Source organism: Oceanobacillus aidingensis (genome assembly GCF_042654105.1).
GTDB lineage: Bacteria > Bacillota > Bacilli > Bacillales > Amphibacillaceae > Oceanobacillus > Oceanobacillus oncorhynchi.
Genome location: NZ_JBHSFT010000038.1, coordinates 1 through 24,612, shown reverse-complemented (window position 1 = coordinate 24,612; position 24,612 = coordinate 1). Strand labels below are relative to the sequence as shown.

Genomic DNA, 24,612 nt, shown 5'->3' with positions numbered 1-24,612 from the left:
CTTTACCTCACGATAAATGCTTTGCGCTTCTCTAGTGGTTGGTCGATGTGTACCTCCACAGTGGATTTCCACCACCTAGATAGTCGCCATGCCTGGCGCACATAAGAAAGGATGTGCCCTCTTTTACGAGTCACATCCTTCTTTCTTATTCTTATAACTCGCTTCTCCAAGCAAGTACTGTCTCTTTTTCTTTCTCTGTAAGCTTATTTTCTTCAATAAGTAATTCTAACAGCTGATCAAAACCGGTTATCGATTCATAAGAGAAGCCTGCTTCTTCAAACGCTTTTTGCGCTCTTGGAAGTCCATATGTGAAAATGGAATATACTGCTGTAATTTCAGCGCCATCTTGTTTTAACGCCTCGGCAGATTGAATGGATGACCCGCCAGTGGAGATCAGGTCTTCAATCACAAGTACCTTTTTCCCTTCTACCGATGCCCCTTCAATCTGGTTGCCTTTTCCATGTCCTTTTGGCTTCGAACGTACATATACCATTGGTAAATCAAGCTCTTCTGCCAGCCAGGCTGCATGCGGGATACCTGCTGTTGCACAGCCGGCAATAACTTCCGGTTTGGTATCACTATTTTTCACCATATCTGCAAATGCTTGAACAATTTTTTTGCGGACGGCAGGATAGCTCATCGTTAAACGGTTATCACAATAGATAGGTGATTTAAGTCCAGATGTCCATGTGAAATAGTTATCTGCATTTAATTGTACTGCTTCAATTGCTAATAAATCTTTGGTTATATTATTCTCCATGCTGCCACTCCTTCATCACTTGTTCATATGCTTTTCTTGGATTTTCTGCTTTGGTAATGCTTCTGCCGACAACCAGGAAATCACTGCCCAGCTCTTTCGCTTTCTCAGGCGTCGCTATTCGTTTCTGATCATCCTGGGAAGAATCTGCTAAACGGATGCCCGGAGTAATGGACAAGAAGTCGTCACCGCAATGCTTTTTGATTACTGGCACCTCATGAACGGAGCTGACCACTCCATCTGCTCCTGCTTCTTTTGCGAGTGCTGCAAAACGGGTAACATTCTCTTCTACATCGCCTGATAAACCAAGCTCCCGCTCTAAAACATTATCATCCATCGAAGTAAGAATCGTCACTGCCATCAGCTTGGTAGATGAACCTGCCAGCCCCTGCTTCGCCTGATAAATCATCTCTTTTCCGCCAATCGCATGCGTTGTTACCATATCTACGTTCAAAGAAGCAATATTTTTCATTGCCTGATGAACCGTATTTGGAATATCGTGAAGCTTTAAATCTAAGAAAATAGGGTGGTTATCTGCTTTCAATTTTTCAATGATTGCCGGTCCTTCTCGATAAAAAAGCTCCATTCCGACTTTTACAGGGACACCTGCAAGATCATTATCCTTTAAAAACCGTTCCGTTTCGGTCCATGTTGGAAAATCTAATGCGACAAAGACGCTCATACCTGCACGCCCCTTCTATCAATTACATCCTGCACAGAAGTATATTGATAGTTCATTAGTGTTTCTGGAAGTGCATCGATGATATCTACACACGCAAATGGATTTTGGAAGTTTGCTGTACCAACTGCTACTGCATCTGCACCAGCCTGCAGGAATTCCAGCACATCCTCTGCAGTAGAAATGCCTCCCATGCCAATAATCGGAATAGATACCTGCTGCCGCACTTCGTAAATCATCCGGATTGCAATCGGCTTAATAGCCGGACCGGATAATCCGCCAGTCTGATTGGCAATCAGCGGTTTCCCAGTCGGCAAATGCAGCTTCATGCCCGTTAATGTATTTATCATGGAAAGTCCATCCGCACCGGCTTCTTCTACGGCTTTTGCCATTTCGACAATATTGGTCACATTCGGGGACAGCTTCACATACACAGGAAGATTACTCGCCTCTTTCACTGCGGATGTAACGCGTTTAGCCATTTCCGGGTCTGTGCCAAATTGAATACCGCCCTCTTTTACATTGGGACAGGAGATATTTAATTCTAATGCATGCACATCCTTAGTCTGATTAAATGCACTGGCTACAAAAACATATTCCTCTAATGAGCTTCCAGCAACGTTTGCGATAATAGATGTATCATATGCAGCAAGTCTGGGAACTTCATTGGCAATAATCCGCTCTACTCCCGGATTTTGCAGACCAATGGCATTTAACATGCCTGAAGAAGTTTCTGCAACACGCGGCGTCGGATTTCCAAAGCGTTCAAATTGCGTTGCCGCCTTCATAATAACAGCGCCTAACCGGCTTAAATCGTAGAATTCACTGTACTCTTTTCCAAATCCAAAGCAGCCTGATGCCGGCATAATCGGATTTTTTAATGTTAGTCCAGGCAATTTCACCTCTAGGTTCATAAGATAACCTCCTGCGCAGAAAATACGGGGCCGTCACTGCAAATCTTCTTATAGCTGTTATCCACCGTTGGCAGTACACAGGCCATACATGCTCCGACGCCGCAGCCCATCCGCTCTTCCAGAGATACTTTTCCTGCCGCATCTTTTAATTCTGTGGTCACAGCGCGGAGCATCGGCAGCGGTCCGCAGCTGAAATATTGATCAAATGCGCCCACTTCAGAAAATACATGTGTGACAAACCCTTGATGTCCATAGGAGCCATCATTAGTAACTACATACGTTTCCGCTATTTTCTGGAATGCTTCTTCGTAAAAGACATAATCCTTGGATTGAAATCCTAATACAGCAACAAGCTCCACATTCTTTTCACTTAAGCGCTTGGCGAGATGGTAGATGGGAGGAACCCCAATTCCTCCACCTACTAACAGAATACGTTCTCCTTCTTGTACATCGTCTACCTGAAAACCATTTCCATTTGGACCAAGTGCATCGACTGTCATTCCCGGCTGATAAGCTGCTAACGCTTTTGTGCCGCCGCCGACGACTTTAAACAAAATGGTGACGGTGCCTTCCTCTGAATTGACCTTGGCAATTGAGATAGGCCTTCTTAATGTAAAACCGGGGACAAGCAAATGCAGGAATTGTCCCGGCACAGTTTGCTGACTGATTTCCGGCTGATACAATGTCATTTCAATTGTTTCTTTGGCGATTGTATCAACAGCGATTACTTCCATTTCATGTCTTTTCTTCATCATTGCTTCACCTTTTGCTGGCTGATGGATTGTGCTGTAAATGTTGTGGAGTCAATGACATTGATAATCGCATTCACCGTGTCTAAGCTTGTCAGACTTGCAATGCCATGCTCTACTGCTTCACGGCGGATTAAGAAACCATCCGACCTTGGTTTTTGCCCAGAATTAAGTGTATTGATAACAAATTGGACTTTTCCTTCTTCAATGATGGATAATACATTCGGCTCATCTACCCCTACTTTACCTACTTGAACAACAGGAATATCGCCTTCTTCCTGAATAAAGGATGCTGTCCCTTGTGTTGCATAGAGGACAAACCCAAGCTGATGGAACCGTTCTGCTACTTCCAGCATTTCTGCCTTGTCCTTATCGGCAACGGTCAATAATACGCCGCCTTCTTGCGGCACTTTTAATCCGGAAGCAATAAGTCCTTTATACAATGCTTTTTCTAATGTTTTATCATAACCGATTGCCTCACCGGTAGATTTCATTTCTGGTCCAAGAATGGTATCCACACTGCGTAATTTTTCAAAAGAGAATACTGGAATTTTGACAGAAACAAGGTTCTGTTCAGGTAAAATACCAGTTTCATAGCCCATATCGGCTAATTTCTCACCTAAGATACATTTCGTAGCAATATTTGCCATCGTTACGCCAGTAATCTTGCTTAGAAATGGAATTGTTCTGCTGGCTCTTGGATTTACTTCAAGCACATAAACATCTTCATCACGGATAATAAACTGGATATTGATTAGTCCTTTTACGTTCAATGCGCTTGAAATCTTCACTGCTGCATCCAGACATTTTTCTTTTACAGCTTCACTTAAACGCTGCGGAGGATATACAGCCATCGAGTCACCAGAGTGGACTCCAGCGCGTTCGATATGCTCCATGATTCCAGGAACAATCGTTGTTTCTCCATCACTGATGGCATCTACTTCTGCTTCCATTCCTGTTAAATATTTATCGATTAAAATCGGATGTGCAGAATCCACACCATCTGATTTCACTAAATAATTTTCCAGCTCTTTTTCACTGTATACAATTTCCATACGGCTGCCGCCAATAACATAAGAAGGGCGTACAAGTACCGGATAGCCAATTTCATTTGCTGTTTCAATTGCCTTATCTAACCTTGGTACTGCCTTTCCTTGCGGACGAAGTAAGTCAAGCTCATCTAATAATACTTCAAATTTATCGCGATCCTCTGCACGATCAATTGCTTCCAGGCCGGTACCTAGAATTTTCACTCCGCGGCGTTCCAGTCCATCTGCCAGATTAATCGCAGTTTGACCGCCAAACTGCACAATCACGCCTTCTGGTTTTTCCAGTTCAATCACATGCATAACATCTTCCAGCGTAAGCGGCTCAAAGTAAAGTTTATCGGAAATCGTAAAATCAGTAGATACGGTTTCCGGATTATTATTCATAATAATTGCTTCATAGCCCAGCTCTTTAATCGCAAATACCGAATGCACGGTCGCATAATCAAACTCAATCCCTTGTCCGATGCGGATTGGTCCGGAACCAAGCACGAGGATTTTCTTACGTTCTGTTACTTCCGATTCATTTTCCGTTTCATACGAGCTATAGAAATAAGGTGTTTCCGACTCAAATTCTGCCGCACAGGTATCTACCATTTTATAAACCGGGAAGAGATTATTTTCTTTTCTTAACGCATATACGTCATCCAGCGGAACATCCCAGAGTCTGGAAACCTGCTCATCTGCAATGCCCAGCTCTTTTGCTGCTTTTAACACTGCCATATCGTTCTTATTTTCAATCAAGGCTTTCTCTGTTTCAATAATTTTATTTAAGCTGTTTAAGAAGAATCGGTCAATCTTGGTCATGTCAAAGATTTTATCGACCGAATAGCCTCGCCGCAATGCTTCTGCCAAGAGAAAAATACGTTCATCATCTGCACGCTTCAAGCGTTTATCTAATGTTTCTTCATCTAAGCCCTCTGCTTTTGCAAGGTAAAGCTCTTCTGTTCCCATTTCCAGAGAACGCACACCTTTTAGTAAGGATTCTTCCAAATTACGGCCAATTGCCATTACTTCACCAGTCGCCTTCATCTGCGTTCCTAAACGACGGTCTCCTGATGTAAATTTATCAAATGGAAAACGCGGGAATTTGGTAACCACATAGTCTAATGCCGGTTCAAACATTGAATACGTTTTACCAGTAATTGGGTTAATAATTTCATCCAATGTGTAGCCAACCGCGATTTTCGCCGCAATTTTTGCAATCGGATAACCTGTTGCCTTGGAAGCCAGCGCGGATGAACGGCTGACACGCGGATTCACTTCAATAATGTAGTATTGGAAGCTGTATGGATCAAGCGCCAGCTGGACATTACAGCCGCCTTCAATTTCTAAGGCACGAATAATTTTCAAGGAAGCATTACGCAGCATATGATATTCCCGGTCACTTAAGGTTTGTGACGGAGCCACAACAATCGAATCCCCTGTATGGATTCCCACCGGGTCGATATTTTCCATGTTACAAACCACAATTGCCTGGTCCTTATGGTCACGCATCACTTCATACTCTATTTCTTTAAACCCTGCAATATTTCGTTCAATCAGGCACTGGTTTACTGGAGAAAGCACCAGTCCGTTATGTGTGATTTCCTTCAGCTCTTCCTCGCTGTAGCACATTCCTCCGCCGGTACCGCCAAGCGTATATGCCGGGCGCACAATGAGTGGATAGCCGATGGTATTGGCGAAATTAACAGCCTCCTCCACGGTATGTACAATTTCACTTTCCGGCACTGGCTCATTCAACTCATTCATCAGGGTACGGAACAGCTCTCTATCCTCGGCCTGCTGAATCGATTCCGGTGCGGTTCCCAGAAGCTGTACTTTATGATCTTCCAATACCCCTTTACGGACAAGCTCCATAGCAAGGTTTAAGCCTGTTTGTCCGCCTAATGTCGGCAAAATAGCATCGGGATGCTCTTTACGAATAATTTTTGTTAAGAATTCTTCTGTTAAAGGTTCCATATATACTTTATCTGCAACTGTGTTATCTGTCATAATCGTTGCCGGATTGGAGTTGGCTAAAATAACCTCATAACCTTCTTCTCTCAATGCTTGACAAGCCTGAGTTCCAGAATAGTCGAATTCGGCCGCTTGTCCAATGACAATCGGGCCAGATCCAATCACGAGAATTTTTTGAATATCTGTACGTTTAGGCATGAATATGAACCTCCTGCTTCTTCCCTTGCTGTTTCATGATTTTTAAAAATTCATCAAAAAGATAATTGGTATCCTCTGGTCCTGGAGATGCTTCCGGGTGGTACTGTACCGAGAATGCCGGATACTTCGTATGTCTAACTCCCTCTACGGTTTCATCATTGATGGCGATTTGTGTCAGTTCAAGTCCCGTATTTTCAAGGGAATCTGGATTTACTGCGTAACTATGATTCTGAGAAGTAAGGTACGTTTTATCATTCTCTAAATCTTTCACTGGATGATTCGCACCGCGATGTCCAAATTTCATCTTTTCTGTATTTGCCCCGCAGGCTAAAGACAGAAGCTGATGTCCAAGACAAATTCCAAATATCGGCACCTGCCCAAGAATCTCTTTGATCATTTCAATCGCTTCCGGTACATCTTTTGGATCTCCTGGTCCATTTGTCAGCATGATGCCGTCTGGACGGAGACGCAGAATGTCCTCTGCACGATAGTTATAAGGAACCACCGTAATTTGGCAATCCCGTTTCGTTAATTCCCGCAGAATACCATGCTTTGCACCAAAATCAACCAGTACCACACGGCTTCCTCTGCCCGGAACAACGTAAGGCTTACTTGTCGATGTCTGTTTTACCTGGTCTCTAGGAAATTCCGCATTTCTCAATTCTTCTACTGCTTTTTCTACATCTTCTTCCGCAGAAAGGATAGCTGCTTTCATCGTTCCATACTTGCGAATAATCCGTGTTAATTTTCTCGTATCGATTCCGGCGATCCCGGGAATATTATTCGCCTTTAAGAAGCTGTCGATGGTCTCTTCATTCCGGAAATTGGAAGGCTGCTCACTATATTCTTTCACAATCAAACCATGAATAAATGGTGTCACTGTTTCATAATCGTCTCGATTGATTCCATAGTTTCCAATGAGAGGGTACGTCATCGTTACAAATTGTCCGCAATAACTTGGATCGGTGATAACTTCCTGATATCCAGTCATTCCTGTATTAAAAACAATCTCTCCCTTGGAAACTTCTTCGCTTCCAAAACCGTATCCTTCAAAAACTGTTCCATCTTCCAAAATTAAATTACGTTTACGCATGGTTGCCCTCCTCAAATACGACCTTGCCATCTACCATTGTCAGGACAGGGAATCCTGTTACCTCCCAGCCGTGGAAAGGTGTATTTTTCCCTTTAGAAGCAAATTGATAGCGATCGATTTTTGCTGTTTTTCCTAAATCAATAATGGTTAAATCTGCTGGCGCTCCTTCTTCCAACGTTCCATAAGGAAGTCCGAACACATCCGCCGGCTTTTTCGTCATTCTATCAATCAATTCATGTAAATTTAGTACGTTTTTTTGTACCAGATGAGTGTATAACAATGGAAAAGCTGTTTCTAATCCAACAATTCCGAATGGTGCTTCTAAAAAGCCATTTGCTTTTTCTTCCTCTCCATGCGGCGCATGGTCTGTGGCGATAGCATCCAGTGTGCCATCTAAAAGCCCTTCAATCAGTGCTTCCTGGTCATCCTTTCCTCTTAGCGGCGGATTCATTTTGAAATTTGCATCATTTTCAGTAATATCAGTTTCGTTTAATATTAAATGGTGTGGAGATGCCTCCGCTGTAACATGAATACCAGCTTTTTTCGCATCACGAATGACGCGAACCGATTCCTTCGTGCTGACATGACAAACATGATAGTGACAGCCGGCAGCTTCAGCTAACAGAACATCTCTGGCAATTTGTACCGATTCACTTAAAGACGGAATCCCCGGAAGGTTTAGACGCTTGCTTACTTCTCCATCATGGGTTACTCCGCCATAGACCAGGGAATTATCTTCACAATGAGCAACAATTGCCGCACCGCATGCAGCTGCTTCTTTCATGGCCTGAAGCATTTGATTGGCAGTCTGAATTCCTACCCCATCATCTGTAAAGGCAAAAGCTCCCTGCTCAAACAGTGCCTTAACATCTGTACGTTCTTCACCTTTTAAACCTTTGGTAATCGAAGCGTAAGGAAGAACACGGATAACAGCATCCTCTTTAATTTTTTGAAGCAGCTGCTCCAATGTTTCCGGGCTATCCGGAACCGGATTCGTATTTGGCATTGCGCAAATAGTAGTGTATCCTCCTTTGACAGCTGCTTCTGTTCCTGTACGAATGGTTTCTTTATACTCTCCGCCTGGTTCACGCAGATGCACATGCACATCGATAAATCCTGGAGCAACAAGATTACTCTTTGCATTAATTGTGTTATCCGCCTGCTCTGTTACTTCCGGGGCCACCTTCTTGATTTTCCCGTCTTCGATAAGCACCTCACAGTTTACCAATTCATTAGATGATGTTAAGCGTTTTGCGTTCGTTAATTTCGTTTTCATTGATAATCCCCCATTCTTTTAATACGTGAATTAAAATTGCCATTCGGACATAGACACCATTTTCCATCTGTTTAAAAATACGTGACTGTTTACTTTCTACAAGCCTGCTGTCAATTTCCACCCCTCTGTTGATTGGGGCGGGATGCATAATTATTGCATGCTTCTGCATTTTTGCAGCTCTTTCCATTGTCAAACCATAAAGGGTGAGATAATCTGAAGTTTCTGCTTTATGAATATGACGCTCATGCTGAATTCGCAGCAGCATCACGACATCCGCTATTTCTACTGCCTCATCCATTCGGATATATGGATAATGTAAGCTGGTATCTTCAAACCCTGGTGCTGCACTCAAGTAAACTTCAGCTCCTAATTTCTCCAGAGCAAGCGCATTCGACCTTGCTACCCTGCTATGCTTGATATCGCCAGCGATAACAACCTTCCTGCCTTCAACATGGCCAAATTCCTGGTACATTGTCAGTAAATCCAGCATGCACTGAGTAGGATGCTCTTCTTTTCCGGAGCCGGCGTTGATAACCGGTATGCTCAAGTAACCTTCTTTCTCAATTTCAGCTATCCACTTATCAGATGGATGACGGACGACTAACACATTGGCACCAATCGCTTCAAAGGTTTTCGCTGTGTCATATAAGGACTCTCCCTTGACAAGGCTGGAAGCTTCGGTATGAAAATCGAGCATCTCTAAACCAATTTTTTTCTGTGCAACTTCAAAGCTCATTTTCGTTCTTGTACTTGGTTCAAAGAACAGGTTGGCAGCAAATAACTGTTTATTCATGGTTCTTGGTGATTTTCTTATCAATTCGGCTTCTTTCAGAATTTGATTCATCGTTTCCTTCGACAGCTGCTGCATCGAAATAAAATGTTTCACGATTCATCTCTCCCTCTTTGGTGTCATTCTTTAAAATTGATTTTCATTATACAAATATATATGTTCAAAAAGTTGCTAACGGGTTTTGATGGGACGAGTAATCGCAGCAATGTTGTCAGGTTAGCGCGACCGCTGCGGAAAAACACTACGCTAGATAGGTTTTATTACTATCTATATCAAAATTAATAAAATTCATTAACCTGACAACATCGGTAACCGCAGCCCCATCGGATAAAGCAAGTCAACTAAAGGGCTCTTCATTTATCATTTAGTGACTTTTTGAACTTCCTAAAAAAAAGCTCCCTGCAAAGGCTGCAGAGAGCTAGACGAATACCCTATAAGCATTCGCTATTCTGAACAACCTTTCAAATCTCTCTGGATCTGATTAAAAGTTATCATGTATTCTTTTCATAAATAGAAACAAGATCTACTTGATCTTTTTCACTCAGCTGAACAACAACAATTTCTTGCTCAGAAGTAGGTATATTCTTGCCAACATAGTCAGCCCGAATAGGCAGCTCGCGGTGCCCGCGGTCTACCAAAGCCCCAAGCTGAATCGTCGCCGGTCTGCCGACATCCATTACAGCATCCATTGCCGCACGGACAGTTCTGCCTGTATAAAGAACATCGTCAATCAGAATGACCTGTTTGTTCGTTATGTCCATATCAATAGAAACCGAGTTGATTCGCGGTTCTTCGTGATGATCCTTTTTTTCCAAATCATCCCGGTACATGGTAATATCTAATTCGCCAAACGGAACTTCGATGTCTTCAATTTGCTTGATTTTTTCTTGAATGTTTTTCGCCAGTGGAACGCCTCTTGTTTTGATTCCAATTAAAACAAGGTTCTCTCCGCCTTTGTTCTTTTCCAGGATTTCATGGGACATCCTGGTCAATGCTCTATTTATCGCTGCAGCATCAAGAATCTCTGTTTTTTTCTTCAAATTAGCCCGCCCCTTCCAAATTGCATAAAAATGCCCTTTTCCTGCTGATGGAAAAGGGCATACGTGTACCGTAAGCAAACTTGCTAATCGCAGCCTTCCTAGCCTCACAGGACTATTGTTAAAGGTCTTTATTTGTTGTTACTTATTATGTCAGAATATGACGAGCCTGTCAATACATTTTGCGGATTTGGTCGAGTGCTTCCATGAAGACAGCAGGCGGTGCTGCTTCAAATTCCATCTGCTGCTCTGTCCTCGGATGGATAAAAGCAATTTGCTTCGCGTGCAGAGCCTGCCCTTGGACATCTAACGATTTCCGCTGACCGTATTTGGGGTCGCCTACAATCGGAAAACCAATATATTGCATATGCACACGAATTTGATGTGTTCTGCCAGTCTCTAATTGGCATTCCACATGCGTATAGTCAGGGAAACGTTCGAGCACGCGAAAATGAGTAACCGCCTGTTTGCCGTTTTCAACGATCCCCATTTTTTGACGGTCTTTCGGATCTCTGCCGATCGGTGCATCGATTAACCCGGTCTCATGGCCAATTTCTCCATGAACAATTGCTTCATACGTTCTTTTTAATGTCTTTTCCTGCAGCTGCTCTGATAGATACTGATGGGCGTAGTCATTCTTCGCAACAACTAAAAGTCCGCTCGTATCCATATCGAGACGGTGGACAATCCCGGGGCGCTCCACACCGTTAATTCCTGATAAATCAGTGCAATGATATAATAACGCATGGACCAATGTCCCGGTATGATGACCTGCAGAAGGATGGACAACCATCCCTTTTGCTTTATTCACCACCAGCAGGTCCTCATCTTCATAAACGATATCTAAAGGAATATTTTCCGGTTCTAAAACAAGCGGTTTGGTTTCAGGTATTTCCCATGTAAGGCTTTCTCCGGTTTGGCATTTTTGATTTGCTTTCACTGCTTCTCCATTCAGCTTGACATTGCCTTCTTCAATCCAGCCCTGAATTTGAGAACGCGAATATTCATGCAGCACATCCGCCAGTATTTTATCCACTCTTTTTTTATGCTCTGTTTCTGTCACTGTATGCTGGTTTACTGTCATTTTTTCTCTTTCCCCCGCTTTCTCTCATCCAAAATAATTGCAATCATCACAATCACCACACCAATTGTAAGAGATGCATCTGCGACGTTGAATATCGGAAAATTATAATTAAAAATATAGAAGTTTGCAAAGTCTACTACTTCTTGATATAAAATACGGTCGATGAAATTCCCGACCGCCCCTCCAATCAATACACTGACCCCGACAGCAATCAGGCGGTCCTGTTTTCCATGTGTATGTAAAAAGTATATTAACCCGGCAATCACAATAACCGTAATAATGTAAAATAACGTCATTTGTCCTTCTAAAATACCCCATGCTGCTCCTGAATTCCGATGTGAGGTAATATAAAAGAAGTCCTCCACAATCGGGATTGATTCACCTATTTCCATTCGTGCAGCAACAAGCCATTTTGTCCATTGGTCTATCCCAATCAGGACAAGTGTAATCAGATAATATCTCCACATGTTCATTTCTCCAATCTAAAGCAAATCTGCGCCTTTTCAGGGTTCGTTTACCAAGCTTTCTTTATCTTATCCTTTCTGCTGGTAATTTTCAAGAAACAATACGGCTTTCCTTCTTTCTGACAGCTGCATTCATCGGTTCGTAAGCATATGAGCATATAAAAAATCCCCTCCGGCCGTTTTATAAACGGGCAGAGAGGAATATTATCAGAAAATATATCATTTAAAATTGAAAATCAACCTTTGTATCTTCCTGTGACTCATAGCCTTTCATATATTTAATTCGCCTTTGGGCGGCTGACTGGCTTACTTGTTCATCCGCGTGGTAGGAGGAGCGTACTAACGGTCCAGCTTCACAATGCGAGAAGCCTTTTTCAAGGGCGATATTTTTCAATTCTTCAAACTCATCGGGATGATAGTACCGTTCCACATTTAAATGCTTTTTGGTCGGCTGTAAATATTGCCCGATAGTAACTATATCCACATCATGCGCCCGCAGGTCATCCATTGCCTCGATAAGTTCTTCTTTTGTTTCTCCCAAGCCTACCATAATACTTGATTTCACAGGAGTGTCCGGAGCAATTTCTTTAACACGCTGTAACAGCTGCAAGGACCGGTCATATCTTGCAATTGCCCGAACACGTTTCGTTAAACGTCTCACCGTTTCAATATTATGATTGAAAATATCCGGTTCGCTGTCCATCAGTGTATGTAAGCTTTCATAGTCCCCTTTCATATCCGAAGGGAGAACTTCTATTGTACAGCCTGGATTCTGATGACGAACTGCACGGACTGTGTTGGCAAAAACAGCAGCTCCCCCGTCCTCCAGGTCATCACGCGCAACTGCTGTTATAACGACATGCTTTAATCCCATAATTTCAACAGAGTCAGCGACCCGCTTTGGTTCTCCCAGGTCAACTCCGCTTGGAAGACCAGTTTTTACGGCACAGAATCGGCAGCCGCGTGTACAGGTATCTCCTAAAATCATGAAAGTTGCCGTTTTTCGCTCGCTCCAGCATTCATAAATATTCGGACACTTTGCTTCCTCACAAACTGTGTTCAGCCGTTTATCCCGCATTAAGTTCTTTAATTTTTTGTATGATTCATTGGTGTTGATTTTTGTTTTCAGCCATTCTGGTTTACGAATATATTCTGATTGTTTAGCCAATGCCAGCACGCTCCTTGTTTGAGTTGATATTCCACGCTTCCGTTTCATACTTTGATTGTGCTAATTGCTCTACTTCATCCCACTCAGCCTTGGTTAATTGCAGAGGATGAAATTCTAAACCTAAACCTTCCTTGAACCCTTCTTTGAATGCATCCGTCAGCATATCATACCGATGCTCTCGATTCGTTAATTGATTAATCGTCACCGCTTTTTTAGAAAATGCTGCCCGGCTTCGTTCTCTTATTTTTTCGGAAGAGAATACAAATAAATCAAAAAGCATGTTTGTATTCATGCTCATAGGAATAGACCCATGCTGCATCAATACACCTTTTTTCCTTGTCTGTGCGTTTCCAGAAAGCTTTTTACCGTCAACAACCATTTCATAGAACGCAGGTTTTTCGAAGCATATTGCTGTCCTTCCTCTGGCACTTTCTCTGTCCAGTGTTGCATATTCTGCAGGAATCCCTAAATTGCGATATCCTTCAAATATTCCTTCTGCCAGTACATGGTAGGCCTCTTGTACAGATACAGGAATATCTGGATCACTCTCTGTAATAACCAGACTATACGTTAATTCATCGTCATGAAGCACAGCACTGCCGCCGGTCAAACGACGGACGAACTGACACTGATGGCGCTCCACTGCTTCCAGATCAATTTTCTTATCGACTTTTTGAAAGTAGCCAATCGATAAACTGGGCTTTTCCCAGCCATAAAAACGTAATGTAGGCGGAATTTTACCTTCTTGATGCCAATTGATCAAGCACTCATCAAAAGCCATGTTCCATGCAGCACCACGGAATCCTGTATCGATAAACGCCCACTGTTTCTTCAATTTCGTCACCTCCAATGAACAAATTACTTGTTGCAGGAGCTGCTCCCTGTTATGCCAAGCTTCTTAGCGGCCCTTCCTGATCATCAAGCTTAAAAGATACAAGCGAAATGGGGAATATATTCAATAAAAAAAAGAGCCCATTCCATAGAATGCAGCCTTTGATAGATTTATTGATAAATGGATAAATTATCTAATTCCTTATCGACTGCACATTCCCCACGCTAGGATTATCTAGTTCGGGTGCCAAGGGTCAATACAGAATGTCTTTCTCAGCTTAACAGCTCCCCCAGTGCATAATACTTATTCAGTTTACAAATTAAGTCTACTGGTAATTTTTATAATTGTAAAGAAAAATACAATAATTAGCATTTAAAATTTGCAGATATGTAAAAACAGGAGCCAGCTTTTGAGAAAGCTGGCTCCTGTTTTTTAATTCTCATAATTTTCTTTGACAACACTGGCACATCTAGCACATAGTGTTGGATGATCTTTGTCTTCGCCTACTGTTTCTGAAACAACCCAGCAGCGTTCACACGTTTCTCCAGGATGTTTTTCAACAGCAACCTCAACATAATCATATGCTTTGCCTGTTCCTTTTTCATCTGCGATAACTGCTTCTGAAACAATAAAGTATTGATGCAGATGCGAAATGTTTTCAAGCACCTGCTTCGTTTCTTCATCAAGCGGCACGATTGTAATTTTAGCTTCCAATGATTTCCCGATAACCTTTTCGCTTCTTGCTTCTTCGAGTGCTTTCAGAACATCATCTCTTACTTCCATAAAGTGATCCCATTTTCCGACAATGCCTTTTGCACCTGCAACCTCCCGCGGCTCAGGAATATCTGTTAAGTGAACCGTTTCTTCCTCCACTCCAGGAATGTATTCCCAAACTTCTTCCGTTGTATGCGGAATAATTGGAGCAAGCAATTTCACAAGTGTTGTTAAAATTTCATAGTAGCCTGTTTGAAGACTGCGGCGGCGCGGGTGGTCTGCAGCTTCAATATACAGGATATCCTTCGCAAAATCTAAATAGAAGGAGCTTAAATCAACAGCACAGAAATTATGGACTTGGCTGATTACTGGTGCAAATTCAAAGTGCTCATAATTATCACGTGCATTATTTAAGATCTGCTGCAGACGATAAAGCATATAACGGTCTACTTCCTGCAATTCTTCATCCTTCACGCGATCTTTGCTAGGATCAAAATCAGCAAGGTTCGCCAGTAAGAAACGGAAGGTATTCCGGATTTTACGATAGCTTTCTGAAGTCTGTTTTAAAATAGCATCCGAGATACGCACATCTGCCTGATAATCCACGCTGGAAACCCACAGACGCAAAATATCAGCACCTAATTGTTTTTGTACTTTGGACGGATCAACCGTATTTCCTAATGACTTACTCATCTTGCGGCCATTTCCATCCAGGGCGAACCCATGACTGATAATATTTTTAAATGGCGCTTTACCCGTTACTGCGACGGAAGTAGATAATGAAGAGTTAAACCAGCCGCGATACTGATCACTTCCTTCTAAATATACATCAGCCGGACGATCGAGTTCTTCCCAGTTCATCAGTACACCTTCATGTGAGGAGCCTGAATCAAACCATACGTCCATAATATCGACTTCTTTAGTAAACTTGCCATTTGGGCTATGCTCTGATGTAAATCCATCCGGCAATAAATCCTTCGCTTCTCTTTCAAACCAGACATTGGACCCATGTTCACGGAAGAGCTCGGATACATGCGAAATCGTTTCATCTGTAATGATTGCTGTTCCGTCTTCCCCATAAAATACTGGAATCGGAACTCCCCAGGCACGCTGTCTGGAAATACACCAATCCTCACGGTCTCTCACCATATTATAAAGTCTTGTTTCTCCCCAATGCGGATACCAATGCACTTTTTTAATTTCATCAAGAATATCCTGACGGAAATCTTTAATAGATGCAAACCACTGGGAAGTTGCACGGAAGATAGTTGGTTTCTTTGTTCTCCAGTCATGCGGATAAGAGTGTGTGATAAATTCTAATTTTAATAAGGCGCCATTCTCATCCAATTGTTCTGTGATAACTTTATTTGCTGCATCGTAAAATAAACCTTCAAATCCTGGCGCTTCACTCGTAAAGACACCCTTTTCATCCACTGGGCAAAATGCATCGATTCCATATCTGCGGCAAACATAGAAGTCATCTTCCCCGTGACCAGGAGCTGTATGAACACATCCAGTCCCCGCATCAGTTGTAACATGTTCTCCAAGCATAACAAGGGATTTACGATTGTAAAATGGATGCTGTGCTTCTACACGATCCGCTTCCTGCCCTTTGAATTTCTTCACAACTGTTACATCTTCCCAGCCTAATACTTCTTTCACATCTTCTAATAAAGCTTCTGCAATGACATATTTTTCATCATTTACTTGTGCTACTACATAGCTTAAATCAGGATGTAAGCTGATTCCTAAGTTCGCTGGAAGCGTCCAAGGAGTTGTCGTCCAGATAATAATCTTCTCGCCGCCGTCAAGCACATCTTTTCCATCCGTTACTTCGAAGGAAACATAGATAGATGGAGAGCGTTTATCTTGATATTCGATTTCTGCTTCTGCAAGGGCAGATTCAGAAGACGGAGACCAATATACCGGCTTAAGTCCTTTATAAATATAGCCTTTTCGTGCCATTTCTCCAAACACCTTAATTTGAGAAGCTTCATAATCCTTCGTTAAGGTGATATATGGATTATCCCAATCACCACGTACACCTAATTTTTTAAATTGTGTACGCTGGCTGTCAATTTGTCCAAGTGCATATTCTTCACAAAGCTTGCGGAATTCTGCAACAGACATTTCTTTCCTTTTTACTTTCTTTTTCGCTAATGCTGTTTCAATCGGCAACCCGTGTGTATCCCAGCCTGGAACATATGGTGCATAATAGCCTGTCATGGACTTATAACGGACAATAAAATCCTTTAAGATTTTATTCAGTGCATGACCGATATGGATATCTCCATTCGCATAAGGCGGTCCATCATGTAAAATAAATAAGGCTCTGTCCTTTGTACGTTCTAAGTTTTTTTGATATTGTTCACTTTCTTCCCATTTCTGTTGGCGCTCCGGCTCTTTATTTGGAAGATTCCCACGCATTGGAAAAGCTGTTTTCGGCATTAATAATGTTTGTTTATATTCCAAGATATTCCCTCCTGTTATTTTCATGACACATCGTAGATTAAATTTTTATATACAAAAAGAGTCCTCTAATCCCTAAAGGGACGAGAAGACTCGCGGTACCACCCTTATAAATTTAATGCCCGGCATTAAATTCACTCGAAATCCGTAACGTGGACAGCCGGCTATTACTACATTATTTTCATAATAGCTACTCCAGAGTGATTTTCTAAAAGACTTCTGTATCAGGCTTCCACCGCCCCTGACTCGCTTACACAGAGTCATCTTCTATACTTTCTCTTTCATTGTATAACGATAGTGATTATGAAATTTTTAGCATAAATTAAATGTCAAAAAACATGATACTTGTATGAATTATATGTAATATACAAGCCTAAGTCAAGCCTTTAAGATTCATGCTCCATCAATTCTAAATCTTCATCCACTTCAGTATCAAATAATTCTTCCCAATCATCTGTACCGAGCATTTCTAATTGAGCCTGCACAAGCATGCGCATTCTTGATCGGAATACTTTTGCCTGCTTTTTCAACTCTTCCACATCAAGGGATATTTTACGCGCTTTACTTAATGCTTCGTTGACAATACGGTCAGCATTTTTTTCTGCTTCTTTCACAATTAATTTTGCTTCTTTTTGCGCACTGCCTTTAATATCTTCTGCTGTTTCCTGAGCAACCAGAATAGATTTATTTAATGTTTCTTCAATGTTCGTAAAGTGTCCTAATCGTTCCTGAAGCTCTTTCGCTTTTTGATCCAGTTCATCTCTTTCACGTATAACAATTTCATAATCCTTCATCACTTGATCAAGAAATTTATTTACTTCATCCACGTCATAGCCTTTCCATCCTCTTGCAAACTCTTTATTATGAATATCTAATGGTGATAGTGCCACCATCTCCACCTCCCTAATCGGTGCTTGCTTGAGCTTCCGATTTCTCTCTTTATTATTCAATAATTCCAGCTAAATTTCCAGCATTTATTGCAAAATTGCCGCCGTCATTTTGATTTTATCTTTCTTGGTTCTCCCGCGTATCGCTGTAATTTTACTTCTGCCTTTTCCGCGTACAGAGAGCATGTCCCCTTCTTGTAATTGGAATTTCACATCATCTACTACCCGGTAATTTACCTTTACGAGCAGTTTTTGAATCAAAGCAGCAGCGTCTTTTCGGGAGACACCATATATTTCTTTAACAACTGTATCTAAACGCAGGGAAGAAATAGTTTTATCATATTCTTTCCAGGCTTTTTTTTCTGTAACCAGCGAAGTGAGCGGCTGTTCTTTGAAAGATATACGAGATTTCTTAATAGATGTTAAATTCATCTTGATAAAAGGGACGACCTCTCCCGCTGCAAGTAAATGAATTTTCCCATCTGCTGCTGTAATATCTCCTAATTTTTTTCGCTTCACACCCTGTGATAAAAAAGCACCCATTACATCCCGATGCTCCAGACTTACAAATTTCTCCGGGTAAGATGCCTCCAGCAGCTCTACTTGAAACATATCTTCTGTAATGCTTTCATAAATAGGAGCAATCACCATTCTTTTTCGTTCACTGTACTCGGATCCGCCAAAAGCAGCTGCCTGAAGCTCGTCGTGATTAGTGCCTAACAGCATCTGCACGATTTCTTGTTCGCGCGGATCCAAAAAATCAGTCAATTTTGGAATATACGATCGCTCCACCTGGTCTTTCCATGAAAGAACCTGATCAATAAATGGCTGTTCTTCTTTTCGAAAATGCTGATAAACTTCCATGGTCATTCCTTTCCTTCAAGCCTAAAGCATCATTGCAAATTGGATAAATCCCATTCTTGCAAAATGCAATAATAATATCGCAACAATTGGAGAAAAATCAATCATACCAAGCGGCGGAATAAACTTACGGAAAATTTCTAAGTAAGGCTCACAAATTTTTCCGAGTAATTCTCCAAATTGAGATTCTCTGGCTCCAGGGAACCAGGACATAAAAATATACACGATTAGTGCAAAGCTATAAATGTTTAAACCAAAGCTTATTAGTGAAACGATTTGTGCCAACATCTCCTGCTACCATCCTTTATCATAATCTTCCTGCTCATATAACATTTCAGAAATACTGCCGGATACTTCTACATTATCCGGCGTACACAGGAATGTTTCTGATCCTAATTTTTGAATATCTCCTTTTACGGCATAAACCGTTCCGCTCAGAAAATCAACGATCCGCTTTGCCTGCTGACGATCCACACGCTGCAGATTAATGATTACAGCTCGTCTGTTAACAATATTATCTGCGATGTCCTGAGCTTCATTATAATTTCTCGGCTCAGCTAATACAACCTTTGAATTCGTATTTTGTATACTGGAAAGGTTCACAACATTTTTGCTTCCTGCTGTTTTTTCCTGAACCTGGGGTATTTCTTCTTTTTGTTCTTCCTCGGCATATTCATACTCATATTCATCGTCCATCGTGAAATAATTTTTAAGCTTCTTTTTAAAGCTCATTTACTGCACCTCACTTTATAATTCGCTGCCGACCAGCTTGGTACCTATCCGAATATGTGTTGCACCTTCTTCTACAGCAATTTCATAATCATTGCTCATTCCCATAGACAGGTATTCACATGGTGCATAGTCTAAACCAAGCCCCTTTATACGGTCTCTCAGCAAACGCAATTTTCTAAACAGCGGCCGGGTTTCTTCCGGATTATCGACATGCGGAGCCATCGTCATTAAACCTGCCACCTGTATATGCTCAAATGCCGCTAAATCTTTAATAAACGATTCAACTTCTCCTTCATCTAATCCGTGTTTCGATTCTTCTCCGCTCACATTGACTTGAACAAAGCAGGGCACTGTTTTTTCTGCCCGCTTATTAATCTCTTTCGCCAAAGATTTTCTGTCTAGTGAATGAATATAATCAATATGATGTATCATATCTTTTACTTTTCTGGATTGCAGGGAGCCAATGAAATGCCAAGTGGCACTGTCCCTGATCTCTTCAAATTTCGCTAAAAATCCTTCATTTCTATTTTCACCCAGATGAACTATCCCGGCAGATAATGCTTCTTTAGCTCGTTCTATTGTAACATATTTCGTCACTGCGATAATATTAATATCTTCTTTATTTCTGCCTGCTCTCCTTGCAGCCTGCTCGATATCTGCTTGAATTTCCATTAGATTTTCTTTTACTGCAACCATTCTTATCCTCCATTACTTCTTCTGTTTCTCAAATCCGATAAACGCGAGCATTCTTCCTGTTTTTCCATTATCGCGCCGATGAGAAAAGAATAGCCTCTCATCTTGTAATGTACAATATTTTGTTACCTCTATATTATGACGAAAGACGCCAGATTGTACAAGGATATCGACATTAAGCTCTTTTAAATCGATGAAATATTGATTTGGCGATATTTCTTTCGTAAATTTTTGTTTCTGTTCACCAGTTAGATGTGATAAAACAACATCGTCAACAACGTAGTTTTCTTTGGAAATACTCGGGCCTATCACAACTTTCAGATTCTCTATAGAGGCACCGGCTTCTTTCAATTTCTGTACCATTTCCCGGGCGATCTGACCGACTGTTCCTTTCCAGCCGGCGTGAGCAATACCCGCTATTCTTTTGGTCGGGTCTGCAAAAAATAATGGAACACAGTCTGCGAAAAAAGCCGTGCCGAGGAGAGAATCCGCCTCATTGATAATTAATCCATCGACGCCGGATATACCGGAATCAAAGGAAATACTGCCCTTTCCCGCATCTTCTTCCCCTGTAAAATGGATGCTTGTTCCATGTACTTGTTCACCGCAAACCCAGCGGTTCAGGGGAATATTTAATTCCTTGCTCAGAATCCGCCGATTTTCCAGCACCTTATTCTCGTCGTCCAATACATGGAGCCCCATATTTAATTGCTTATAAGCCCCCTTACTTACACCGCCATTTTTTGTTGTAAAGCCTGCTACCAGACCTGGAATTTCTTCCTCCAATGAAGATAAATGAAGTCTTGTCTCACTTTTAAGCTGAAATGGCTCCATGTTTTTCCCTCTTTTCCCTATAATTTCTCCTATTGAACATTATCTTAAATTCAAATTTGTGTCTTATTTTAACACATTATATCGATAATTTCTTCTTAATCTTCGGTATAAAGATCCGGCCCTTTTACTTTCTCGACTAAAATAACATCTTCCCCAATCCGAACAATTTTTTCCCAGGCGATAAAAAGCTCGCCTGCTTTCGCAAACATGCCTGATTTTTTCCCTTTGGCTTCCGCAATAATTGCAATGATTCTTCCGGTTCTTCCATCTATCTCTAAGTCAATGATATGCCCTAACCTTGTTCCATCATCCATTACAATCAATTCTTTTATTTGCAGTTCAGATAGTTTCACCATGCCAGCTCCCTCCTCTTCTTATCCTATGCATTGGAACATGCTTTTTTTCATGGAAAATAAAAAGGAAACAGTTATTTTTGCATGCAAAAAGCCTTGCCGCGGGGACAAGGCTTTTAATTCCTTATTCAAACATTTGCTTATTCATCTGATGGATAGCTCCTTTTTCAAGTCTGGACACTTGTGCTTGGGATATGCCAATCTCATCCGCCACTTCCATTTGTGTTTTCCCTTGAAAAAAGCGTTTATTTAATATCATCTTTTCTCTAGCATTCAATCTGTGCATTCCTTCTTTTAGTGATAGCTTATCAACCCAGGAGGAATCTTTATCTTTTTCATCGCTCAGCTGATCCATGACAAAAATCGGATCGCCGCCATCATTGTAAATTGGTTCAAAAAGCGAAACAGGGTCTTGGATGGCATCCAGCGCAAAGACAATATCAGCCTGTTCCACTCCCATTTCCTTGGCGATTTCTGCTGGAGATGGGTCCTTGGATGTTTTACTGATTAATTGTTCCCTGACCTGCAGAGCCCGGTAAGCAATATCACGTAACGATCTGGATACACGAATTGGATTATTATCCCGCAAGTACCTTCTGATTTCACCGATGATCATCGGAACAGCATAGGTAGAAAAACGTACATTATGGGACAAATCAAAATTATCGATTGATTTCATTAAACCAATACAACCGACCTGAAATAAATCATCGACATATTCTCCCCGGTTATTAAAACGCTGAATAACACTAAGAACAAGGCGTAAATTGCCGTTTACCAATTCTTCCCGGGCAATAATATCATTTTCTTCTTGCAGCCGGATAAATAGTTTTTTCATTTCTTCGTTTTTAAGTACTGGAAGTTTGGATGTATCAACCCCGCATATTTCAACTTTATGTCTTGCCATTCCCGAAAACCTCCCCAATCTTAGATGCTGTTCAAGGACAGTATCTCCCCGGGAAAAGTTTTTATGCAGGAAAATCATGTAAAAAAAGTCAACCTATGCGGCGAACAATTGATATATCAAGTTAAACCATTTTATTAAATTCTTTTTTTAATCGACGTATAATTTTCTTCTCTAAACGGGAAATATAAGACTGGGAAATTCCGAGCATATCCGCTACATCTTTTTGCGTTTTTTCATCATCGCCAATCAATCCAAAGCGCAGCTCCATAATCTGTTTTTCACGTGCATTTAATTTGCCTAATGCTGATTTTAGCAAGGATTTATCCACATTTGATTCAATACTTTTTGTAATAATATCTTCCTCTGTCCCCAGCACATCCGACAATAAAAGTTCATTGCCGTCCCAATCAATATTCAGCGGTTCATCAAAGGAAACCTCTGTCTTTAATTTATTCGTTCTGCGCAGATACATTAAGATTTCATTTTCAATACAGCGGGAAGCATAGGTTGCCAGCTTAATCTTTTTTTCTGGATTAAATGTATTCACTGCCTTAATCAGCCCAATCGTACCAATACTAATCAGGTCTTCGATATTAATTCCTGTGTTTTCAAATTTTCTGGCAATATAAACAACTAATCTCAGATTTCTTTCAATCAGCATTGATCTTGCCGCTTTATCTCCTTCAGGCAGTTTTTTTAGCAATTCCTGTTCTTCCTGCTTTGTCAGCGGCGGGGGCAATGCCTCGCTTCCGCCAATATAATAAATTTCCTTTGGCTTTAATCCAATCTTTTTGAGAAATTGATACCAGCGTAATTTTAATTTGAATTTCCAAGTAGCCACTTGACGCACACTCCTTTATGCAGATTGTATGATAGATTGCTTAATGATGAGGGGATGCAGCAAGCAATGATATTGCCCATCCCTTTCCAATACTCCAAATTGAATCCCAATGAATACATTTGCAGCCTGCAGAACCTCCTTATTATAAAAGATAGTCAGTTCCTCAGCACGAATGGCGAGCATAAAAGAATGCGAACCATCTACTCCCTGATAAGGAATCAAATGCAGCTTATCCTCCCATTTCTTTGGCAGCTGGCTGAAATCCAAATGCTCTTTCACATTTTTCAGCTCCTCCCACTCTTCATCATCGAACCATTGCTTTAAAAACGGCTGATCACAAATGACGACAGGTTGTCTGGTTAACGGATCGACAAGCTGATTCCCGCTGTCGATATAGCCAATGGATTCAAAAGACTGATGATTCATTGTCAATATCACCTTGTACATTTCGTCATATTTCACTTGTTCTCCAACGTGCTCGTCCATTCGTCTCTTTGTAAAATACCAAATAATCGGGAAGCAGGTGATAACAAAAATCCAGCTGACAGGGTCGCCATAGCCTTGATTAAAAGTGATTATCCCCTCCAGGGAAACGGTCACCGGACGCTGCAGGAAAAAATGGATTGCCATTAACCCTCCTCCAATGGCAAAGGATACAAAATAAAAGAGGAATGTCAGCTTAATAAAGCGATACAAACTCTTAAATCCAAATGTGCTGAAAATAATAATAACCGAATAGAGAAGCTTGCCGGCAACATGGTTAAAAAACGAATTTGGATACAAAATCGTCAGTGGAACAATGCAGGAAGCAATAAATGCACCAAGAAATAAGCGCCTTCGTTTGACTGGTTTCCGGGCAAGTATTTGTACGAGCATCAGCAGCATTAAATCTACCATAAAATTTAATGCCCAAATAACGTCTAAGTAAATAGACAATCTCTGTTGCACCCCCTAAATTGCTGCTAATCAGAAGAGATTATCATCTTCTGCGTACGTTGCTGATCATGAAATTCATAGAAAGGAAGTAATATATGATGAAAAGTATAGACAATTGAAAGAGAAAAGTCTGTCAATTCTTGTGTGCAAAATTAAGCTATTTAACACTTATTCTTAGAAATAATGTCTAACGATTTTTGGATTGAACTACCCCCACTTAGCAAACTTAACGATTGCTTGAAGTAGGAGATTCCTAAGAACACCAACCCATTGGTCAGTTATGGATTAGGCTAGCCCCGCAGTCCCTGCGGTTATTCGTAATGCTTCTTTACGAAGATT

General features: G+C 41.3%; 24 protein-coding genes, 1 riboswitch and 1 other annotated feature. All 24 genes read right to left on the bottom strand.

The window, feature by feature from the left end; genetic code table 11:
• Positions 1 to 151 precede the first annotated feature (151 nt).
• The 24 genes from pyrE to spoIIGA all read right to left on the bottom strand — a co-directional run bounded on the left by pyrE (position 152) and on the right by spoIIGA (position 24,273).
• Positions 152 to 760 carry an orotate phosphoribosyltransferase gene (gene pyrE, locus ACFO3P_RS14920; RefSeq protein ID WP_042535141.1) on the bottom strand — a complete coding sequence of 203 codons (609 nt, stop codon included), beginning with the start codon at positions 758 to 760 and terminating at the stop codon, positions 152 to 154.
• A complete protein-coding gene (gene pyrF, locus ACFO3P_RS14915) occupies positions 750 to 1,439 on the bottom strand; it encodes an orotidine-5'-phosphate decarboxylase (protein WP_193063340.1) in 690 nt (229 codons plus the stop codon). The genes pyrE and pyrF overlap by 11 nt, the downstream gene beginning before the upstream one ends.
• Positions 1,436 to 2,350 carry a dihydroorotate dehydrogenase gene (locus ACFO3P_RS14910; RefSeq protein ID WP_042535144.1) on the bottom strand — a complete coding sequence of 305 codons (915 nt, stop codon included), beginning with the start codon at positions 2,348 to 2,350 and terminating at the stop codon, positions 1,436 to 1,438. The genes pyrF and ACFO3P_RS14910 overlap by 4 nt, the downstream gene beginning before the upstream one ends.
• Entirely contained in the window at positions 2,347 to 3,102 is a 756-nt protein-coding gene (locus ACFO3P_RS14905; RefSeq protein ID WP_042535145.1) for a dihydroorotate dehydrogenase electron transfer subunit, read from the bottom strand. Before ACFO3P_RS14905 ends, ACFO3P_RS14910 begins: the two co-directional genes overlap by 4 nt.
• The gene (gene carB / locus ACFO3P_RS14900; protein WP_289584549.1) at positions 3,102 to 6,302 is read right to left on the bottom strand and encodes a carbamoyl-phosphate synthase large subunit; all 3,201 of its coding nucleotides are present in this window, start codon (positions 6,300 to 6,302) and stop codon (positions 3,102 to 3,104) included. Before carB ends, ACFO3P_RS14905 begins: the two co-directional genes overlap by 1 nt.
• The gene (locus ACFO3P_RS14895; RefSeq protein WP_042535148.1) at positions 6,295 to 7,395 is read right to left on the bottom strand and encodes a carbamoyl phosphate synthase small subunit; all 1,101 of its coding nucleotides are present in this window, start codon (positions 7,393 to 7,395) and stop codon (positions 6,295 to 6,297) included. The genes carB and ACFO3P_RS14895 overlap by 8 nt, the downstream gene beginning before the upstream one ends.
• Entirely contained in the window at positions 7,388 to 8,671 is a 1,284-nt protein-coding gene (locus ACFO3P_RS14890; RefSeq protein ID WP_042535150.1) for a dihydroorotase, read from the bottom strand. The genes ACFO3P_RS14895 and ACFO3P_RS14890 overlap by 8 nt, the downstream gene beginning before the upstream one ends.
• A complete protein-coding gene (locus ACFO3P_RS14885; RefSeq protein WP_042535152.1) occupies positions 8,628 to 9,557 on the bottom strand; it encodes an aspartate carbamoyltransferase catalytic subunit in 930 nt (309 codons plus the stop codon). Before ACFO3P_RS14885 ends, ACFO3P_RS14890 begins: the two co-directional genes overlap by 44 nt.
• Before the next feature lie 395 nt (positions 9,558 to 9,952).
• Positions 9,953 to 10,501 (bottom strand): bifunctional pyr operon transcriptional regulator/uracil phosphoribosyltransferase PyrR, encoded by a 549-nt coding sequence (pyrR, locus tag ACFO3P_RS14880; RefSeq protein ID WP_212928499.1) that lies wholly within the window; start codon positions 10,499 to 10,501, stop codon positions 9,953 to 9,955.
• A gap of 169 nt (positions 10,502 to 10,670) precedes the next feature.
• Entirely contained in the window at positions 10,671 to 11,582 is a 912-nt protein-coding gene (locus tag ACFO3P_RS14875; protein WP_193063332.1) for an RluA family pseudouridine synthase, read from the bottom strand.
• On the bottom strand, positions 11,579 to 12,049 hold the full coding sequence (lspA, locus tag ACFO3P_RS14870) for a signal peptidase II (protein ID WP_042535158.1): 471 nt from the start codon (positions 12,047 to 12,049) through the stop codon (positions 11,579 to 11,581). Before lspA ends, ACFO3P_RS14875 begins: the two co-directional genes overlap by 4 nt.
• 220 nt (positions 12,050 to 12,269) lie before the next feature.
• Entirely contained in the window at positions 12,270 to 13,214 is a 945-nt protein-coding gene (gene lipA / locus ACFO3P_RS14865; protein ID WP_042535161.1) for a lipoyl synthase, read from the bottom strand.
• A complete protein-coding gene (locus tag ACFO3P_RS14860; protein WP_175297072.1) occupies positions 13,207 to 14,049 on the bottom strand; it encodes a lipoate--protein ligase family protein in 843 nt (280 codons plus the stop codon). Before ACFO3P_RS14860 ends, lipA begins: the two co-directional genes overlap by 8 nt.
• Before the next feature lie 195 nt (positions 14,050 to 14,244).
• A riboswitch (TPP riboswitch) is annotated at positions 14,245 to 14,347 on the bottom strand.
• 131 nt (positions 14,348 to 14,478) lie between these two features.
• Positions 14,479 to 17,232, bottom strand: a complete 2,754-nt coding sequence (gene ileS / locus ACFO3P_RS14855; RefSeq protein WP_212928498.1) for an isoleucine--tRNA ligase — start codon at positions 17,230 to 17,232, stop codon at positions 14,479 to 14,481.
• Positions 17,233 to 17,305: 73 nt separating this feature from the next.
• Positions 17,306 to 17,523 (bottom strand) — a binding site (T-box leader).
• A gap of 92 nt (positions 17,524 to 17,615) precedes the next feature.
• Positions 17,616 to 18,119, bottom strand: coding sequence for a DivIVA domain-containing protein (locus ACFO3P_RS14850; protein ID WP_042536343.1), 504 nt, complete (start codon positions 18,117 to 18,119; stop codon positions 17,616 to 17,618).
• An 84-nt stretch (positions 18,120 to 18,203) separates the two neighbouring features.
• Positions 18,204 to 18,980: a YlmH family RNA-binding protein gene (locus ACFO3P_RS14845; RefSeq protein ID WP_193063366.1), complete on the bottom strand. Its 777-nt coding sequence runs from the start codon at positions 18,978 to 18,980 to the stop codon at positions 18,204 to 18,206.
• Positions 18,981 to 19,001: 21 nt separating this feature from the next.
• On the bottom strand, positions 19,002 to 19,262 hold the full coding sequence (locus ACFO3P_RS14840; protein WP_374705734.1) for a YggT family protein: 261 nt from the start codon (positions 19,260 to 19,262) through the stop codon (positions 19,002 to 19,004).
• Positions 19,263 to 19,271: 9 nt separating this feature from the next.
• On the bottom strand, positions 19,272 to 19,709 hold the full coding sequence (locus ACFO3P_RS14835) for a cell division protein SepF (RefSeq protein WP_042535167.1): 438 nt from the start codon (positions 19,707 to 19,709) through the stop codon (positions 19,272 to 19,274).
• 15 nt (positions 19,710 to 19,724) lie between these two features.
• A complete protein-coding gene (locus ACFO3P_RS14830) occupies positions 19,725 to 20,405 on the bottom strand; it encodes a YggS family pyridoxal phosphate-dependent enzyme (protein ID WP_289584548.1) in 681 nt (226 codons plus the stop codon).
• Between the two features lie 12 nt (positions 20,406 to 20,417).
• Positions 20,418 to 21,236, bottom strand: coding sequence for a peptidoglycan editing factor PgeF (gene pgeF / locus ACFO3P_RS14825; protein WP_042535171.1), 819 nt, complete (start codon positions 21,234 to 21,236; stop codon positions 20,418 to 20,420).
• A gap of 95 nt (positions 21,237 to 21,331) precedes the next feature.
• Positions 21,332 to 21,592 (bottom strand): YlmC/YmxH family sporulation protein, encoded by a 261-nt coding sequence (locus tag ACFO3P_RS14820; RefSeq protein ID WP_040979961.1) that lies wholly within the window; start codon positions 21,590 to 21,592, stop codon positions 21,332 to 21,334.
• Positions 21,593 to 21,713: 121 nt separating this feature from the next.
• Complete coding sequence (gene sigG / locus ACFO3P_RS14815) at positions 21,714 to 22,496, bottom strand: RNA polymerase sporulation sigma factor SigG (RefSeq protein ID WP_042535173.1); 783 nt, start codon at positions 22,494 to 22,496, stop codon at positions 21,714 to 21,716.
• A gap of 121 nt (positions 22,497 to 22,617) precedes the next feature.
• A complete protein-coding gene (gene sigE, locus ACFO3P_RS14810) occupies positions 22,618 to 23,337 on the bottom strand; it encodes an RNA polymerase sporulation sigma factor SigE (RefSeq protein ID WP_042535175.1) in 720 nt (239 codons plus the stop codon).
• A gap of 15 nt (positions 23,338 to 23,352) precedes the next feature.
• Entirely contained in the window at positions 23,353 to 24,273 is a 921-nt protein-coding gene (gene spoIIGA, locus ACFO3P_RS14805) for a sigma-E processing peptidase SpoIIGA (protein WP_042535177.1), read from the bottom strand.
• Between the last annotated feature and the right edge of the window lie 339 nt (positions 24,274 to 24,612).

Coding starts and splice junctions, on each gene's coding strand:
- pyrE (WP_042535141.1), bottom strand. CDS start 760: ATGGAGAATAATATAACCAAAGATTTATTAGCAATTGAAGCAGTACAA.
- pyrF (WP_193063340.1), bottom strand. CDS start 1,439: ATGAGCGTCTTTGTCGCATTAGATTTTCCAACATGGACCGAAACGGAA.
- ACFO3P_RS14910 (WP_042535144.1), bottom strand. CDS start 2,350: ATGAACCTAGAGGTGAAATTGCCTGGACTAACATTAAAAAATCCGATT.
- ACFO3P_RS14905 (WP_042535145.1), bottom strand. CDS start 3,102: ATGAAGAAAAGACATGAAATGGAAGTAATCGCTGTTGATACAATCGCC.
- carB (WP_289584549.1), bottom strand. CDS start 6,302: ATGCCTAAACGTACAGATATTCAAAAAATTCTCGTGATTGGATCTGGC.
- ACFO3P_RS14895 (WP_042535148.1), bottom strand. CDS start 7,395: ATGCGTAAACGTAATTTAATTTTGGAAGATGGAACAGTTTTTGAAGGA.
- ACFO3P_RS14890 (WP_042535150.1), bottom strand. CDS start 8,671: ATGAAAACGAAATTAACGAACGCAAAACGCTTAACATCATCTAATGAA.
- ACFO3P_RS14875 (WP_193063332.1), bottom strand. CDS start 11,582: ATGACAGTAAACCAGCATACAGTGACAGAAACAGAGCATAAAAAAAGA.
- lspA (WP_042535158.1), bottom strand. CDS start 12,049: ATGTGGAGATATTATCTGATTACACTTGTCCTGATTGGGATAGACCAA.
- ACFO3P_RS14845 (WP_193063366.1), bottom strand. CDS start 18,980: ATGGAAGTTTATCAGCATTTTCGAAAAGAAGAACAGCCATTTATTGAT.
- ACFO3P_RS14835 (WP_042535167.1), bottom strand. CDS start 19,709: ATGAGCTTTAAAAAGAAGCTTAAAAATTATTTCACGATGGACGATGAA.
- ACFO3P_RS14830 (WP_289584548.1), bottom strand. CDS start 20,405: ATGGTTGCAGTAAAAGAAAATCTAATGGAAATTCAAGCAGATATCGAG.
- pgeF (WP_042535171.1), bottom strand. CDS start 21,236: ATGGAGCCATTTCAGCTTAAAAGTGAGACAAGACTTCATTTATCTTCA.
- ACFO3P_RS14820 (WP_040979961.1), bottom strand. CDS start 21,592: ATGGTGAAACTATCTGAACTGCAAATAAAAGAATTGATTGTAATGGAT.
- sigG (WP_042535173.1), bottom strand. CDS start 22,496: ATGGCAAGACATAAAGTTGAAATATGCGGGGTTGATACATCCAAACTT.